Below are 17013 nucleotides of genomic sequence, written 5' to 3' on the forward strand. Positions count from 1 at the left end.
CTCATCGGGCCTGCCTCAGGCGGCGTTCGAGCCAGCCGTTGAAGGCGGTGAGCGGCAGGCTCATCGCGAGGTAGATCAGGGCAACCATCGTGAAGATCGTGGTGTTCTCGAAGGTGGAGGATGCCAGCAGCTTGCCCTGCAGAGAGAGCTCCGCGACGGTGATCGTCGAGGCGAGCGAGGAATCCTTGAGCAGCATGACCATGGTGCTGCCATAGGGCGGGAGTGCCACGCGGATCGCCTGGGGCAGGACGACGCGCCGCATCAGCAGGCCCCAGCCCATGCCGATCGAAAGCGCCGCTTCCGTCTGGCCGCGGTCGATCGCCTCGATGCCGGAGCGGAAGACTTCGGCCATATAGGGCGAATAGGCGATGCCGAGGCCGATGATGGCGGCCTGGACGGCCGTCAGCGACAGGCCGAGATCCGGCAGCACGAAATAGATGTAGAAGAGGGTGACGATACCCGGGATGCCGCGCACGATGACGATGATCGTGCGCGCCGTCCAGGCGAGCGGCGCGATGCCGCTCACCCGCATGAAGGCCCAGACCAGGCCCAGCGCCGTCGCGAGGACGAAGGCGCCGAGCGTGACCAGCAGCGTGAGGTAGACGCCCTGCATCAGGATCGGCAGGTATGTCGGAACCTGGCTGAGAAAATGCGTCATGACTGGATGGATGGCGCGCGCTCAGAGACCCCATTTCTTCAGGATCGTCTCGAATCGGCCGTCCTTCTTCATGTTCGCGAGGCTGGTGTTGATCTTCCCCAGCAGCTCGGCATTGCCCTGCTTGACGGCGATGTTGATCGGTCCCGGCACCGAGGGCTTGTAGGACTTGACCAGCCGCAGTTGCGGGAAGCGCCCCTGCGCAAGGTTGTAGGCCAGGATCGGATAGTCGCCGATGCCGGCATCGAGCCGGCCGTTGGAGACGTCGCGCAGGATGTCGGGCAGGCTGTCATAGGCGCCGACCTCGGCTGGCGCGCCCGAGGCCTTGAGGGCGTCGATATAGCGCGTGCCGATCTGGCCGCCGACCTTCTTGCCCTTGAGATCCGCGAAGCCGGCATAATCCTTGGAGTCGTCCGACTTGACCACGAGACCCTCGCCATAGGCGTAGACGTCCTCGCTGAAGTCGACGACCTTGGCGCGCTCCGGCGAGCCGTACATGGCGGCGGAAATGATATCGATCTTGCCGGAGGTCAGCGAGGCGATCAGCGTCGAGAACTGCATCGGCTGGATCTCGACCTTGAAGCCGGCGTCCTTGCCGACCTCCTCGATCACGTCGACCATCATCCCCTGGATGGTGTTCGTCTTGGCGTCGAGGAAGGTGAACGGCGTGCCCGTCGGCGTCGAACCGACCTTGTAGACCGTCTGTGCCTGGGCGGTCGCTGCGGCGGCCATCATGGCGAGCGCTGCAACCGTCGTTCTGAACCCGATCATCCCGTTCCCCTTTTTGCTTCGAATTCGCTCGTCTTTCCGAACTGGCCCATGCAGCATCCGTGCCCGGCGCAGCGAGCGAAAAGACGGATTTTTCCCGGGCCCATAAGCCGGGCTTATGCGGTCCGGGCGTGTACCGTTCCGCCGGTCTAGAACTCGGCCACCTTGCCGAAGGCAGAGCCCTCCAGTCGCTCCGGCCGATAGGGTGCCGGATCGACGATCGGCTTCGCACCGGTCACGATATCCGCGATCATGTGACCGGCGCCGGGACCGATGCCGAAGCCGTGGCCGCTGAACCCGGCTGCGAGGATGAATCCGGGCAGACCCGTGAGCTCTCCGATGGCCGGCACGCCGTCCGGCGTCGAGTCGATATAGCCAGCCCAGCGCGCCGCGACCGGCACGGCCTTCAGGGCAGGCAGCAGACGCTGCGCCCGCTTATGGGTCTCGGCGATCTGGCGCGGATCGGGCGTCGGATCGAGGATGCGGTTGGCCTCCATCGGCGTCGGCGCATCGAGCTTCCAGCGACCGAGCGTCTCATGGCCGGCCTTCCAGCCGTCCAGCCCACCGATGGCGAGGTTGCGCCAGCGCCGCAGGAACATCGGCACGAACTGGCGGGCGAAGCGCAGTTGCTGAGGCGTCGGGTCGACGCGGGCCCCGCCGCTGATCGCCAGCGTGTAGCCGCCATCGCTGCGCCGGGTCACCGAGACCGCCGCCGTATGCAGAGCGTCCGGGAGGCCGGTCGCGCCGGGCGCGACCGATAGAATCGACGATCTGACAGAGGATTGCGGGAAGCGGATGCCATATTGGTTTAGGAATGAGGACGCCCAGGCACCGCCAGCGTGGATCACGGTCGTTGTGCGGATCGTGCCCTTCTCCGTCACGACGGCGCAGACGCGCCCGCCCGCCGTCTCGATGCCGCGCGCCGCGCAGAACTGATGCACGGTCCCGCCGGCCTTGAGGATGCCGCGCGCGATCACCGGTGCGGCCCGGGCAGGATCGGCCGTGCCATCCGTCGGCGAGAACACGCCGCCCTTCCAGCGCTTCCCGGTCGCGCTGCCGCGGTTCGAGGCTTCCTCCGGCGAGAGCATGTTGGTGACGACACCCTCGCTGCGGGCGAAATCGCGCCATTTCGCCCAACTGGCGAGCTGTGTGTCGTCATCGCTCAGATAGAGCAGGCCGCAGCGACGGAAGCCGAGATCTTCTCCGATCTCTCCGGCGAAGCGATCCCAAAGGGTCAGGCTTTCGGTCGCCATCGGCAGTTCGCGCGCGTCGCGGTTCTGCTGCCGGCACCAGCCCCAGTTGCGGCTCGACTGTTCGGCGCCGATCCGGCCCTTCTCGATGAGCGCGACCTTCACGCCGCGGCGGGCGAGATAATAGGCGGCACAGGTGCCGACGATGCCGCCACCGATGACGACGACATCGGCGCTCTCCGGCAAAGCGGGGCTGGTTTCGATCTCGAACAGTGGCGCCGGCATCACGGTCTCCTTGCCAGGAGACTAGCCGGCGACGAAACTGTCCGTGCACCGCAGATCGCGCCGGCACGGCATTTCCTTCGCTTTGACCGCCCGATTTCGCGATGAATATTGGGCAAGCCCCCTGCACGCCTGTTTTTTGGGCGCGGCATTATCTGCTGTCGCATTGCCGCATGTGCCGGTTTGCGGCATGGTCGCGTCGAGGAGCCGGCACGCATGCCGCCCCGCCAGCGCCAAGCCCGACGAGGCCCGCATGAAGCTTGACCAGATCGATATCAAGATCCTCTACGAGCTGCAGAAGAACGGCCGGATCACCAATGTCGAGCTGGCCGAGCTGGTGAACCTGTCGCCGAGCCCCTGCCTGATGCGCGTCAAGAAGCTGCAGCAGGACGGCTACATCACCGGCTATTCCGCCCGCATCAACGTCGGCAAGCTCGGCCAGACCCTGACCGTCTTCACCGAGGTGACGCTGAAGAATCACCGGCAGATCGACTTCGCCCGCTTCCTGGCCGCCATCGAGAAGCTCGATCAGGTGATCGAATGCCATCTGGTCTCGGGCGGTTACGACTATCTCGTGAAGTTCGTCACCAGCGGCATCATCGAATACCAGACCCTGATGGAGCGGTTGATCGACCTCGATATCGGCATCGACAAGTATTTCAGCTTCGTCGTGCTGAAATCGCCGATCGTGAAGCCGCATATGCCGCTGACCAGCCTGTTTCCGGTCACGGCGACGAGTTGAGCTTCAGCGCTTCGCGAAGGCCGCGACGAGCTCCGGGTCGCGTTCGAGCTTGTCGAGCCAGGCCGGGTCGAGCTTGGGCACGGACGACATCAGCAGGCGCGAATAGGGGTGGCCGGTGGTGCTGCCGACCTGGTCTGCAGGCAGCTGCTCGACCTTCACGCCACGATACATGACCGCGACCTCGTCGCAGATCGCCTGCACCGTCGTCAGGTCGTGGCTGATGAAGAGATAGGACAGGCCGAGCTCGCGCTGCAGGTCCTTCAGCAGTTCGATGATGGCAGCGGCGACCACCGTGTCGAGCGCGGAGGTGATCTCGTCGCAGAGAATCAGCTCGGGGTCCGCGGCGAGCGCGCGGGCCAGGTTCACGCGCTGCTTCTGCCCGCCCGACAATTCGCTCGGTAGCCGGTGCTTCAGGGCGCGGGGCAGATGCACCAGCTCGAGCAGCCGGTCGATGCGCGCGTCGCGGGCGGCGCCACGCAGGCCGTGGTAGAAGGTGAGCGGCCGGCCCAGGATGTCCTCGATCGGCTTGGCCGGATTGAGCGCTGTATCGGCCGACTGGAACACGATCTGGAGCTTTCGCAATTCATCGGCGCTCCGGTCCTGCGCGCGGGGCGCCATCGGCTTGCCGTCGAAGGAGATCGTTCCGGAGGAGGGCGGGATGATGCCGGCGATCGCGCGCGCCAGCGTGGACTTGCCGCAGCCGGATTCGCCGATGATCCCGAGATTGCGCCCGCGCTCCAGCTTGAAGCTGACCTTGTCGACCGCCAGGATCAGCGGCGTTCCATCAGCGCGTGGCTTGCCGTAGCCGGCACTGATGGACGCAAGCTCCAGGACCGGTCGGGGCGCCGTGTCGTCCGGGCTCGCGACTTGCACGGGCACGCGCCCGGGCGGTGCGAAGGCCGCCAGCAATTCCTGGGTATAGGGATGTTTCGGCGCCGAGAGGATCTGGGCCGTGGCGCCGATTTCCTGGATGACGCCGCCCTTCAGCACGACGATGCGGTCGGCGATCTGGGCGACGACCGCCAGGTCGTGCGAGACATAGACGCCGGCCATCCGGCCCTGGCGCATCACGGATTTGAAGGCGCGCAGAACCTCGATCTGCGTGGTGACGTCGAGCGCGGTCGTCGGCTCGTCGAAGATCACCACCTTCGGGTCACCGATCAGGGCCATGGCAGCGGAGAGGCGCTGGAGCTGGCCGCCGGACACCTGGTGCGGGTAGCGCGTGCCGATCGTCTCCGGCGAAGGCAGGGACAGCGCGCGGAACAGGTCCACCGCCTTGGCTTCGGCCTCGGCGCGGGGCATCAGTTCGTGGATGCGGGTGATCTCGATCACCTGGTCCATGATCCGCTGCGCCGGATTGAAGGCGGCGGCCGCGCTCTGCGGCACATAGGAAACTGTGACGCCGCGGATTTTCGCCCGATCCTTCTCGGGCAGGTTGGCCATGTCGCGTCCGTCGATGCTGACAGTGCCGCCGGCAATGCGGCAGCCGGTCCGCGTATAGCCGAGCAGGGTCAGTGCGATCGTGGTCTTGCCCGAGCCGCTTTCGCCGATCAGCGCGACGATCTCGCCCGGCGCGATCTCGAAGCTCACGCCCTTGATGATCTCGACGCGCCGGCCGGCATCGGTGGTCGCCTCGACCTTGAGGTCCCGGATTTCGACGAGAGGGCTCATCATTCGCTCCGGTCGCGGATTTTCTGCGGCAGGTTGTCGATCAGCAGGTTGACCGCGATCGTCAGGCTGGCGATGGCGAAGGAGGGGGCCATCACGGCCGGCGCACCGAAGGGCAGGCCGCCGATATTCTCGCGTACCAGCGAGCCCCAGTCGGCCTCCGGCGGCTGCACGCCGAGCCCGAGGAAGGATAGGCCGGACAAGAGCAGCACGATGAAGACGAAGCGCAAGCCGACATCGGCGAGCACCGGCCCGATGATGTTGGGCAGGATCTCGGCGCGGATCAGGTAGCTCAGCTTCTCGCCGCGGATGCGCGCCACGGTGACGAAATCCGTGGTGTTGACGTTGACCGCGAGCGCCCGCGCGAAGCGATAGGAGCCGGGCGTGTAGATGATGCCGAGGATCAGCATCAGCACGGGAATCGAGGAACCGACGCCGGCAACGGCAACGAGAGCGAACAGCTTGCTGGGAATCGAGCTGAGCGCATCGATGAAGCGGCTCAGCACCGTGTCGAACCAGCCGCCGCTGACGGCAGCGGCCATGCCGAGCGTGACACCGATCGAGCAGGCGATCAGCGTCGCCGCCAGCGAGATGCCGACGGTGTAGCGCGCGCCGAACAGGATGCGCGAGAGCATGTCGCGGCCGAGATAGTCGGTACCGAGCGGGAACTGCAGGCTCATCGGGCCGAAATAGTCGGTGTCGACGATGTCGCTGATGCCGTAGGGCGTCACGTAGGGCGCAAGGATCGCGATCGCAGCCCAGGCGAGGATGATGACGAGGCTGATCCAGCCCGTGAGGTTGAACCGATATCCCGCCCGGCGTGGCTTGAGGATCGTGGTGGTGGCGTCGGTTGCCATGGTCAGCGCAATTTCGGGTTCGACAGGATGGCGATGACGTCCGCCGTCGTGATCAGCAGCAGGTAGACGACACAGAAGATCATCGCGCAGCTCTGGATCAGCGGCAGGTCCCGCGTCGCCACGGCATCGACCATCAGCTTGGCGATGCCGGGATAGTTGAAGATCGTCTCGACGATGATGACGCCGCCGAGCAGATAGGAGAGCGACAGCGCCACCGCGTTGACGATCGGGCCGAGCGCATTGGGCAGCGCATGGCGCAGCACGACCCGCGTGCGGGAGGCGCCCTTGAGCTGCGCCATCTCGACATAGGGCGTGTCGAGGGTTTCGACGACGGCGGCACGCGACATCCGGATCATCTGCGCGGAGATGACGAAGCTCAGCGTGAACACCGGCATTGCATAGATGCGCAGCATCTCGCCGAAGGAGTGGACGTCACGCGCGAAGGACAGCGCCGGCAGCCATTTCAGCCAGACGGCGAAGATCAGCACGCCCGCCGTGGCGATCATGAATTCCGGCACCGAAATCACCGTGATCGTCGCCATCGTGACCGAGCGATCATAGAGCGTGCCGCGCAGCATGGCGGAGGTGATCCCGAGCGCGAGCGCGATCGGAACCGAGAAGAGGGCGGTCGCGGCCGCGAGCTGGAGCGAATTGCCGAGCCGCCCGGCGATGAGCTCCGCGATCGGCCGGTTATTGGCGTAGGATATGCCGAGATCGCCGGTCAGCATTCCACCGAGCCAGCGGAAGAAGCGCAGGATCGCCGGGTCGTTGAGATGCATCGCCGTGCGAAGCCCTGCCACGGCCTCCGGCGTCGCCGCCTGGCCGAGCAGCACCTCCGCCACGTCGCCGGGCAGGATCTGGGTGGCGCAGAACACCACGAACGAGACGATCAGCAGCGTCAGCAGCGCGACGAGCAGCCGTCCGCCCAGCAGGGACAACAGGTGAAGGTTCATCGACGCTCCCGCAGCTGACACCTCCAGGTGGAGTGTGACATGAAAAGGGGGCCGGGCGCACGCGCCCGGCCCGCAGGAGAAAAAGGGCTCAGCCTTCGAGCCAGACGTACTCGGCGAAGGCGTAGCCCATCATTCCGCCGAGCGGGTTCGGAAGCAGGCCCTTGAGCTTGTTCGAGATGGCATCGACGTTCGAGATGTAGACCGGGATCGCGGTGCCGGCCTCGTCGGCGACCATCACCTGCATCTCGCCGTAGATCTGCTTGCGCTTGGCCTCGTCGAGCGAGCCGCGCGCCTCCAGCAGCATCTTGTCGAACTTCTCGGACTTGTACTGGCTCTCGTTCCACGGCGCGGTGGAGGCGTAGAGCAGCGAGAACAGGATGTCCGGCGTCGGCCGCGGGTTGATGTTGCCGAAATGGACCGGGGCCTTCAGCCAGTAGTTCGACCAGTAGCCATCCGAGGGAACGCGCTGGATGTCGAACTTCATGCCGATCGCGTTGCCGGCCTGCTGGACGAGAACTGCCATGTCGACCGACGAGCCGGCGGCGTCCGAGGCGACGATCGGGATCGACTGGCCGAGCACGCCGGCCTTCTGGAAGAGCGACTTGGCCCGCTCGGGATCGAACGCCTTCGGCTTCAAATCCTTGTTGTGATAGACGTTCATCGGCGGAACGGGCTGGTCGTTGGCGATTTCGGCCAGGCCGCGCAAAGCCGATTTCTGGATCTGCTCGCGGTTGAGCAGGTATTTCATGCCGGCCACGAAATCCGCCTTGTTGCCGGGCGCCATGTCCAGCCGCATGTTGAGGTTCGTGTAGTTGCCGGTCGTGGTCTTCGACAAGACGACGTTCGGCTGGCTCTCGACCAGGCGCATCGAGCGCGGATTGATCGCGGCGGCCATATGGATATCGCCGGAGAGCAGCGCGTTGACGCGCGCGGTGTCGTCGGTGATCGCGAAGAACTCGAAGGAATCGAGATTCGCCCCGCCGGACTTGAAGTAGTTCTTGTTCCGGGCGGCGATCGAGCGCACGCCGGGCTCGAAGGACTCGCAGGTGAAGGCACCGGTGCCGTTCGCCTTGGCGAAATTCGTGGTCCCGTCGGCGATGATCATGAAGTGGTGTGTCGACAGGATGGTCGGCAGGTCGCCGTTCGGCGCCGCGAGCGTGATCTCGACGGTCAGCGGGTCGACCGCCTTGAACTCGGTCATCTGCTTGGCGAGCGAGTTCGACTTCGAGCCGACGGCGGGGTCGAGATGGCGCTTCAGCGAGTAGATGACGTCGGCCGAGGTCAGCGGCTTGCCGTCATGGAAGGTGACGCCCTTCTTGAGCGTGACGGTCCAGACCTTGGCGTCCTTGGTCTCGAACTTGTCGGCGAGCTCCATCTGCAGCTTGCCGTCGCCGTCCAGGAAGGTCAGGCGGTTGTAGAAGGCGCAGCAGCGGACATAGTCCGTCGACAGCGAGGCCTTGGCGGGGTCGAGCGTGTCGGCGGTCGAGGACGACCAGCCGGCCGCCTTCAGGTTGCCGCCCTTCACCGGCGTGGCGGCGAGCGCGGAGGTGGCGCGCGCCAGCACGAGGCTGCTGGCGGAAGCGGCAAGGCCGCCGGCCATCAGCATCTGCAGGAGGTCGCGGCGGCTGGCGCCGCGGCGGATCGCATTCTCGACGATGGCGTCGTCGGCACTCGTCCAGCTGGAAGAAATCTTGTCGGTCATGCTCATTCCCCTCTTCTGATTTGCGCCGTTGCGCCGGCGTTGGTCTTCTTCGTTGCGGGTTCCTTCAAGCCACCAGACGGCTCTCGACGGCATCGGCGAGCGCGCCCATCGAGGTGAAGTGGAAGTCAGGCTCGGTGAAGCGTTCAGGTTCGATCGTGCCGCCATAGCCGGCTTGCGCGTGGCGCCGCTGGATCCAGCAATTAGTCAGGCCGAGCTTCCGGGAGATTCCGATGTCGTGGTACTGGCTCTGCGCGACATGCAGGATCTGCTCGCGCGAGCCGCCCTCCTTCTCGACGAAGGCGAAGACCTGCTCGAAGAAGGCCGGGTCCGGCTTCTCGGTGCCGGTGTCGTCGACGGTGAAGCCGGCATGGAACGGGTTGCCGAGGGCGCGGGAGAAATGCTCGAAAGCCCAGCGCTGGGCATTTGTCATCGCGATCAGCTTGTAGCGCTTCGCCAGCCGGGCGAGGGCCTCGGCGCTGTCCGGGAACGGGCGCCAGTCCTTGACGGCGTCCCGCAGGCGCTGCGCATGGCTCTCGCCTGCCGGCAGGCCGAGCTTCGGCGCGATCACGCCGTAGACCCGGACGAGATCGTCGGGGAAGTGCTGGACATCCGGCATATAGCGGGCGGCGCGGTAGAGGTTCAGTGCCTCCTCGCCGTCGAAGGGAACCCCGGCCTCGCGGGCGATGGCTTCGAGGCTGCCGACAAGGCCGCCCTCGAAATCGATCAGCGTGCCCACGACGTCGAAGGTCATGTAGCGGAAGTCGCCGAAACCCTTAGCCATCGCTTCTCCGCTTCTCCCGCTTTTGCGTGCGGGTATCCGTGATCGTCGGCGAGCGCGGTCGCGTCGCCTCGGGGTTGCTCGGTCGCTGGTCGCGACGGTTGCGTTCTGTTCCCCGGCCGCTCTGCGCCGGCCGTGAATGAGTTTCCCACCGCTGGCTCGCCGGATTCACCGAATGTCGAAAACCGGGCGGCACAAAATTCCGAATTCGCGGAGTTCGCGGAATATCGGCTGTTGCGGAAGCGGGCGCGAGGAGAAGCTGCGTCCGCTCCCGATGACGTGATGGACCTGGCGGTCACGCCATCACGGCGCGCACATCCGAGTCGGCCAGCGTCTCGTCGAGCGTCGCACGGGTCCGTTCGACGATCGCGTCGATCTCGCTGTCGGTGCAGCACAGCGGCGGCGCGTAGCCCAGCACGCCGTTGCCGAAGGCCCGGATGACCAGACCCCTGTCCCAGGCGCGGTCGAAGATGCGCTGGGCCGGCGCGGAGGACGCGGGCAGCGGCGTCTTCTTCGCCTTGTCGGTCACGAGTTCGACGGCGGCCAGCATGCCGCGGCCGCGCACCTCGCCGACGAGGGGATGATCGCTGAGGCTTTCGAGCCCCGCCATCAGGCGCGCACCGGCCTTGCGGCCGTTGTCGAGCAGGCCGTTGTCGTAGAGGCGCAGCACCTCGAGGCCGACTGCGGCGCTGACCGGATGGGCCGAATAGGTGTAGCCATGGCCCACCGCCGCCGCGCCCGCGCCGTCCGCGATGACCGCGTAGACCTTCTGCGACATCAGCACGGCGCCCATCGGCACATAGCCGGAGGTCAGTCCCTTCGCGACGGTCATCAGATCGGGGACGATATCCTCGTCCTCGCAGGCGAAGAGCGGACCCGTGCGCCCGAATCCGGTGATCACCTCGTCGGCGACGAAGAGGATGTCGAGCTCGCGGCAGAGCTCGCGCACCGCCTTGACCCAGCCGGGCGGCGGAACGAGCACGCCGCCGGAGCCCTGGATCGGCTCGCAATAAAATGCCGCGACCCGCTCGGCGCCGCCCACGGCCTCGACCTTGGCCCTGAGCGCCGCCAGCGAGGCGGCGATGACGGCGTCGGGCGCCGAGCCCGCCGGGTTGCGGTAGGTATAATGCGACGGAATTTTATGCTGCCAGTCATAGGGCACGCCGAAGCCGGCATGGAAGACGGGCAGGGCGGTGAGGCCGGCACCGACGGTCGAGGAGCCGTGATAGCCCTGCTCGATCGAGATGAACTGGTCCTTCTGCGGCTTGCCGCGCGCCTGCTGGTAGTAGCGGATGAAGCGGACCGTGCTGTCGATGGCGTCCGAACCGCCAAGCGTGAAATAGATGCGGTTAAGGTCGCCCGGCGCACGCTCGGCGAGTTCCGCCGCCAGCCGGATCGCCGGCTCGGAGCCGAGGCCGAAATAGCCGGTCGCATAGGCGAGTTCGCGCATCTGGTTGGCAGCGGCCTCGACGATGCTGTCATGACCGTAGCCGGCGTTCACGCACCACAGCCCGGCGAAACCGTCGATGAGCTGCTTGCCGGAGGCGTCCGTGATGGTCGCGCCTTTCGCCGAGCGCAGCACGCGCACCCCGGCCTTCTCGTGGCCGCGATAGGAGGCGACCGGATGAATCCAATGTTCGCGATCGAGTTCGATCAGGGAATTGCTCAACATGGCGGTTCTCCAGCTTATCCGAGCGCCTGACTGGCGAGAGCGAAGGGTTGGGCGGGGCCGATCGGTTGCCGGTTCGCCGCGTTGCGGCGCATGGCGATGCCGCCGCCGGCATGCGCGAGGCCGCAGGCGGCGAGCCAGGGGGAGAGCCCGGCGGGCAAGGGCGTGTCGACCCGCAGGAAGGTGCCGGTCCGGGCATTCATCAGGAACGACAGAATGGCTTGCGCCTGCGTTTCGGTCTCCGCGATCACGGGGCCGATCACCTCGCCGCGCCCGAACGGGCGCAAGGCTCCGAAACCGGCGATGCGGTCTCCTTCGCGCAGGACCGCGATCTGCGCGGTCTCGGCAAGGAAGTGGAGCAGAGTGCGGCGATCGAATCCGAGCGCCTGGCGATCGAGGGCGGCAATAGTGGCGAAATCCTCGGCGCGCGCCCATGCGATGCCGCGCATCGGGACCGGAGCCGCTATCCCCTCGCGAAGATTGCCCTGATGCTGGCGGATCTCATGAGCCGCGCGGAAGCCTAGCTTCTCGTAGAGGGGCAGGCCGTCTGCAGTCGCCGTGAGGCAGCATTCCCGCTCGCCGCAAGCCTGCAGGGCGGCATCCATCAGCCGGCGGCCGAGTCCGCGGCCGCGCATCGTGGCAGCCACGATCACCATGGCGATCCTGGCGGATTCGTCGGCAAACGGGGTCATCATGGCGGTGCCGACCACGACGTCGCCCTGGAGCATGACGAAGCCGTCGCTGAGCGCGAGCAGCATCGCCCAGTCCTCGCGCTGATGCGGCCAGCCCGCTTCGCGCGAGAGCTGAAGGGCGCCGTCGAGGTGGTGTTCCTCGAACGCGACGAGATCGATCGTTTCCTGGTCCATGCTGCTTCGCTTCATATCCGTTGCATCATGGATAAGCCGCATGCCGGCGCAGTTCCTCCCGAGGAACGGGCTCAGGCGATATCTTCGGCCGTAGGAACGTGCGGCGACCGCATGGAATGCCACGGCCAGGCGGAAAGGGGCGGGGGCCGCCTCGCGAGGCGCATCGGCTGCGGTGGGGAGGCGCAACACTGTGCCACAGCCCCGGGGGCGGACGGCAGTTTGTGCTTCCCGCCGCGGGCAATGCGGTGCTCGCGCCGTTTGAGGCCCGTCTATGATCCCTGCAACGGCCACAACCGTTTCGCCACAGGGGATTTGCGCGGATGACTGTCTTCAAGCCGAAATTCGTCACCTTCGATTGCCACGGCACGCTGATCTATTTCGCGATGGATAAGGCGGCGCGCGCGCTCTACGGCGACAAGCTGGACGAGCCGGCCATGCAGCGCTTCATCACGAATTTCTCGGCCTATCGGCTCGACGAGATCCTCGGCGACTGGAAGCCCTATGAGGAGGTCGTCTATAATTCGCTGGAGCGCGCCTGCCGCCGCAACGGCGTCGCCTTCCGCCCCGAGGATGCGCGCTGGGTCTACGAGCAGGTGCCGACCTGGGGACCGCATGCGGATGTGCCGGCCGGGCTCGCAAAGGTGGCGAAGGAAATCCCGCTCGTCATTCTCTCCAATGCGGATAACGACCAGATTCCGCATAATGTCGCCCGGCTCGGCGCCCCCTTCCATGCCGTCTACACGGCCGAGCAGGCTCGCTCCTACAAGCCGCGCATGAAGGGCTTCGAGTACATGTTCGACATGCTGGGCTGCGGGCCGGAGGACGTCTGCCACGTCTCGTCCTCGTTCCGCTACGACCTGATGACGGCCCATGATCTCGGCATCAGGAACAAGGTCTGGGTCAATCGCGGGCACGAGCCGGCAAACCCGTATTACGGCTATACCGAGATCAAGGACATCGGCGGCCTGCCCGGCGTCTTCGGCCTCTGAGGCAAGGGCAGGGGACATAGGCGCGATGCAGTTCAAGTCCTATTGGCATGATACGGCGGCGCCCTTCGACGGCGCCGTTTCCGGGCCGGTCGAGGGCAGCTATGACGTGGCGGTGATCGGCGGCGGCTTCACGGGTCTTGCGGCGGCGCGCCAATTGGCCATGGCCGGTGCGAAAGTCGTCGTCCTGGAAGCCCGAAGCGTCGGTTACGGCGCCTCGGGCCGCAATGGCGGCCATCTCAACAACGGCCTCGCCCACAGCTTCGTCGGTGCCAAGGAGGCCCTCGGCACCGAGCGTGCCGTCGCGCTCTACAAGGCCTTCGACGACTCGGTCGATACGATCGAGCGGATCGTGGCGGAGGAGGGCATCGACTGTGCCTTCCGCCGCGCCGGCAAGCTCAAGCTCGCCTCGAAGCCGGAGCACGTCGCCTCGCTCACCCGCAATTTCGAGGTGCTGCATCGCGAGGCCGATCCCGATACCGCGATGCTGAGCCGGGCCGAGCTCAAGAACGAGATCGGCTCCGACGGCTTCCATGGCGCGATGCTCTCGAAGAAGAGCGCGATGATGCATATGGGCCGCTTCGTCGCCGGGCTCGCCGCCGCCGCGGCGCGTCATGGTGCGGTCATCCATGAAGACGCCCCGGTCACCGGGCGGCGGCAGGAGGCCGGGCGACATATCCTCGACACGCCGCGCGGCAGCGTTTCCGCCAGGGATGTGCTGGTCGCGACCGGCGCCTATACCTCCGGCCCCTTCGCTTGGTTTCGCCGGCGCGTCATCGCGGTCGGGAGCTTCCTGATCGCGACGCGGCCGCTCACCGAAGCCGAGGCCGCTGCGACCATGCCGGGCAACCGCACGGCCGTGACCTCGCTGAACATCGGCAACTACTTCCGCCTCGCACCCGACAACCGGCTGATCTTCGGCGGCCGGGCGCGCTTCTCCGCCACCTCCGACCAGACCTCCGATGCAAAGAGCGGCGCGATCCTGCGTGCGAGCCTTGCCGGCATCTTCCCGCAGCTCAGGGATGTCGAGATCGACTATTGCTGGGGCGGGCTGGTCGATATGACCAAGGACCGCTATCCGCGCGCCGGCTACGAAGACGGTGTCTGGTACGCGATGGGCTATTCCGGGCACGGCGCGCAGATGTCGACCCATCTCGGCATGATCATGGCCGATGCGATCCTCGGCCGGCCGGATCGCAACCCGCTGAAGGGGCTGTCCTGGCCGCCGGTTCCGGGCCATTTCGGCAAGCCCTGGTTCCTGCCGCTGGTGGGACTTTACTACAAGGCGCTCGACCGGATTCAGTGAGGCGCATCGCACCGTCGCGACAGTGCGAATGGGCGCCGGGGAAACTCCCGGCGCCCATTCTGTTTTCAGAGACCGCCGATGTGGAAGGCCTTGACCTCGAGATATTCCTCGATGCCGAGCTGCGAGCCCTCGCGGCCGAGGCCGGACTGCTTGACGCCGCCGAAGGGGGCGACCTCCATCGAGATCGCGCCGGTATTGAGGCCGACCATGCCGAATTCCAGCGCCTCGCCGACGCGCCAGGAGCGGCGCATGTCCTGCGTGAAGAAATAGGCGGCCAGGCCGAAGGGCGTGCCGTTGGCGACGGTAATCGCCTCCGCCTCGCTGCGGAAGCGGAAGAGCGGCGCCACCGGGCCGAACGTCTCCTCGCTCGCCAGGAGCATCTCGGTCGTCGCTTCGCCCAGGACGGTCGGCGTGGCGTATTGCTTGCCGTTCGGCATCCCGGCCGCGCTGGCCAGGCGCCTGGCGCCCTTCGCGAGGGCGTCGTCGACATGGCGCCCGATCTTCTCCAGCGCGGCGGCATTGATCATCGGGCCGATATCGATGCCGGCCTCGGTCCCCGGGCCGACCTTCATCGCCGTGACGCGGGCCGAAAGCCTCTCGGCGAAGCGGTCATAGATGCCGTCCTGCACCAGGATGCGGTTGGCGCAGACGCAGGTCTGGCCGCCATTGCGGAACTTGGAGGCGAGGATGCCGTCGATCGCGAGGTCGAGATCGGCATCGTCGAAGACGATGAAGGGTGCGTTGCCGCCGAGCTCCAGGCTGAGCCGCTTGATGCTGTCGGAGGCCTGCCGCATCAGGAGCGCGCCGACGCGCGTCGAGCCGGTGAAGGAGATCTTGCGAACGCCGAGATTGCCGGTGAGCTCGGCGCCGATCTCGGTCGGCAGGCCAGTGACGATGTTGACGACGCCGGCCGGGATGCCGGCCCGCTCCGCCAGCACGCCGAGCGCCAGCGCCGAATAGGGCGTCAGTTCCGAAGGCTTGATCACGACGGTGCAGCCGGCGGCAAGCGCCGGCGCGACCTTGCGGGTGATCATCGCGTTCGGGAAGTTCCAGGGCGTGACGATGCCGCAGACACCGACCGGCTGCTTGAGCACGATGATGCGCCGGTCGGCGGTCGGGGCGGGGATGGTCGAGCCGTAGATGCGGCGGGCTTCCTCGGCGAACCACTTCACGAAGGAGGCGCCGTAGCGGATCTCGCCGCGGGATTCGGCGAGCGGCTTGCCCTGCTCGCGGGTCAGGATCAGCGCGAGGTCCTCGAGATGCTCGAGCATCAGGCCATGCCAGGCTTCCAGCAGCACCGCGCGCTCGGCCGGGGTTCGGGCGCGCCAGCTCTCGAAAGCGGCCGTGGCGGCGTCGATCGCGGCGCGGGTCTCAGGCGTGCCGGCGTCCGGCACCGTGCCGAGAACCGCTTGCATGGCGGGATCGACGACGTCGAGCGTGCGGCCCGAGGCCGCGCTGATCCACTCGCCGCCGACAAGGCAGGCTTCCTGCACGAGTCCGGGGTCGCGAAGGCCTTCGATGGTCATCTCTGCTGTCCTCTCAAGCCAGCGCCGCGACGATGGCGCCGGTGATCTCGGTTGTCTTGTGCTCGCCGGGCTTCGTGCCGATGCCACGAGCGGTTGCGGCTTCGATAGCGCCGATCACGGCGGCTGCCGCGCGCGATTCCCCGAGATGGTCCAGCATCATCGCGCCGGACCAGATCGCCGCGATCGGGTTGGCGATGCCGAGATGGGCGATGTCGGGGGCCGAGCCATGCACCGGCTCGAACATCGAGGGTGCGTTGCGCTCCGGGTTGATATTGGCGGAAGCCGCATAGCCCAGCCCGCCCTGGATGGCCGCGCCGAGATCGGTCAGGATGTCGCCGAACAGGTTCGATGCGACGACGACGTCGAGGCTTTCCGGCGCCATCACCATCCGCGCCGCCATGGCGTCGATATGGTAGTTCGCGACCTCGACATCGGGATAGTCGGCCGCGACCTGGGCGGTGACCTCGTCCCAGAACACCATCGAGTATTTCTGCGCGTTCGACTTCGTCACCGAGGCGAGCTTGCCGCGGCGCTTGCGGGCCTGCTCGAAGCCGAAGCGCAGGATGCGTTCGACGCCCTTGCGGGTGAAGATCGCCGTCTCGACCGCGACTTCGTCGCCCGTGCCGTTATGGATGCGGCCCCCGGCGCCCGAATACTCACCCTCGGTGTTTTCGCGGATGCAGAGGATGTCGAAGGCGCTGGCGCGCAGCGGCCCCTCGACGCCAGGCAGCAGCCGGTGCGGCCTGATATTGGCGTATTGCACGAAGGCCTTGCGGATCGGCAGCAGGAGCCCGTGGAGAGAGACTGAATCCGGCACGCGCTTCGGCCAGCCGACCGCACCGAGCAGGATCGCGTCGAAGCCGCGCAGCGTCTCGATGCCGTCCGGCGGCATCATCGCGCCGGTCTTCTCGTAGAAATCGCAGGACCAGGGGAAGCCCGTGCCGTCGAGCGCGAAGCCCGCGCCGGCCGCCGCCTTGTTCAGCACCTGCCAGGTCGCGTCGATGACGGCGGTGCCGATGCCGTCGCCCGGGATCAGGGCGATCTTGTAGGATTTCACGGTGCAGT

The 17013-nt window shown here is 66.7% G+C and carries 15 protein-coding genes; 3 read left to right on the forward strand and 12 right to left on the reverse strand.

Going from position 1 to position 17013, the window contains the following annotated elements:
• Position 1: 1 nt before the first annotated feature.
• From FHT98_RS22750 to FHT98_RS22760, 3 genes are all read right to left on the reverse strand, one after another.
• Positions 2–658: an amino acid ABC transporter permease gene (locus FHT98_RS22750; protein WP_061963525.1), complete on the reverse strand. Its 657-nt coding sequence runs from the start codon at positions 656–658 to the stop codon at positions 2–4.
• 21 nt (positions 659–679) lie between these two features.
• Entirely contained in the window at positions 680–1426 is a 747-nt protein-coding gene (locus FHT98_RS22755; RefSeq protein WP_142115387.1) for an ABC transporter substrate-binding protein, read from the reverse strand.
• Positions 1427–1572: 146 nt separating this feature from the next.
• Complete coding sequence (locus tag FHT98_RS22760; RefSeq protein ID WP_142115388.1) at positions 1573–2898, reverse strand: NAD(P)/FAD-dependent oxidoreductase; 1326 nt, start codon at positions 2896–2898, stop codon at positions 1573–1575.
• A 250-nt stretch (positions 2899–3148) separates the two neighbouring features.
• Between FHT98_RS22760 and FHT98_RS22765 the strand changes: the two genes are divergently transcribed.
• Entirely contained in the window at positions 3149–3637 is a 489-nt protein-coding gene (locus tag FHT98_RS22765) for an Lrp/AsnC family transcriptional regulator (RefSeq protein ID WP_113585860.1), read from the forward strand.
• Between the two features lie 3 nt (positions 3638–3640).
• Here FHT98_RS22765 and FHT98_RS22770 read toward each other — a convergent pair whose 3' ends face one another.
• The 7 genes from FHT98_RS22770 to FHT98_RS22800 all read right to left on the reverse strand — a co-directional run bounded on the left by FHT98_RS22770 (position 3641) and on the right by FHT98_RS22800 (position 12130).
• Positions 3641–5308, reverse strand: a complete 1668-nt coding sequence (locus tag FHT98_RS22770; RefSeq protein WP_142115389.1) for an ABC transporter ATP-binding protein — start codon at positions 5306–5308, stop codon at positions 3641–3643.
• On the reverse strand, positions 5308–6162 hold the full coding sequence (locus tag FHT98_RS22775; RefSeq protein WP_113585858.1) for an ABC transporter permease: 855 nt from the start codon (positions 6160–6162) through the stop codon (positions 5308–5310). The genes FHT98_RS22770 and FHT98_RS22775 overlap by 1 nt, the downstream gene beginning before the upstream one ends.
• A 2-nt stretch (positions 6163–6164) precedes the next feature.
• Positions 6165–7115, reverse strand: a complete 951-nt coding sequence (locus FHT98_RS22780) for an ABC transporter permease (protein ID WP_061963512.1) — start codon at positions 7113–7115, stop codon at positions 6165–6167.
• Positions 7116–7203: 88 nt separating this feature from the next.
• Positions 7204–8817 carry an ABC transporter substrate-binding protein gene (locus FHT98_RS22785; protein ID WP_091856110.1) on the reverse strand — a complete coding sequence of 538 codons (1614 nt, stop codon included), beginning with the start codon at positions 8815–8817 and terminating at the stop codon, positions 7204–7206.
• Positions 8818–8881: 64 nt separating this feature from the next.
• Positions 8882–9598 (reverse strand): HAD-IA family hydrolase, encoded by a 717-nt coding sequence (locus FHT98_RS22790; protein ID WP_142115390.1) that lies wholly within the window; start codon positions 9596–9598, stop codon positions 8882–8884.
• Between the two features lie 292 nt (positions 9599–9890).
• Entirely contained in the window at positions 9891–11267 is a 1377-nt protein-coding gene (locus FHT98_RS22795) for an aspartate aminotransferase family protein (RefSeq protein ID WP_142115391.1), read from the reverse strand.
• Positions 11268–11281: 14 nt separating this feature from the next.
• Positions 11282–12130, reverse strand: coding sequence for a GNAT family N-acetyltransferase (locus tag FHT98_RS22800; protein ID WP_142115392.1), 849 nt, complete (start codon positions 12128–12130; stop codon positions 11282–11284).
• A gap of 320 nt (positions 12131–12450) precedes the next feature.
• Between FHT98_RS22800 and FHT98_RS22805 the strand changes: the two genes are divergently transcribed.
• Both FHT98_RS22805 and FHT98_RS22810 read left to right on the forward strand, forming a co-directional pair.
• Entirely contained in the window at positions 12451–13119 is a 669-nt protein-coding gene (locus FHT98_RS22805) for a haloacid dehalogenase type II (RefSeq protein WP_142115393.1), read from the forward strand.
• Positions 13120–13144: 25 nt separating this feature from the next.
• On the forward strand, positions 13145–14422 hold the full coding sequence (locus FHT98_RS22810; RefSeq protein WP_142115394.1) for an NAD(P)/FAD-dependent oxidoreductase: 1278 nt from the start codon (positions 13145–13147) through the stop codon (positions 14420–14422).
• A gap of 65 nt (positions 14423–14487) precedes the next feature.
• Here the strand turns inward: FHT98_RS22810 and FHT98_RS22815 are convergent, their stop codons facing one another.
• Positions 14488–15948, reverse strand: a complete 1461-nt coding sequence (locus FHT98_RS22815; protein ID WP_142115395.1) for an NAD-dependent succinate-semialdehyde dehydrogenase — start codon at positions 15946–15948, stop codon at positions 14488–14490.
• Positions 15949–15961: 13 nt separating this feature from the next.
• Positions 15962–17005 carry a tartrate dehydrogenase gene (locus FHT98_RS22820; protein ID WP_142115396.1) on the reverse strand — a complete coding sequence of 348 codons (1044 nt, stop codon included), beginning with the start codon at positions 17003–17005 and terminating at the stop codon, positions 15962–15964.
• Positions 17006–17013 lie beyond the last annotated feature (8 nt).

Source organism: Allobosea sp. AK1 (assembly GCF_006714945.1).
In the GTDB taxonomy this organism is placed as follows: Bacteria; Pseudomonadota; Alphaproteobacteria; order Rhizobiales; family Beijerinckiaceae; genus Allobosea; species Allobosea robiniae.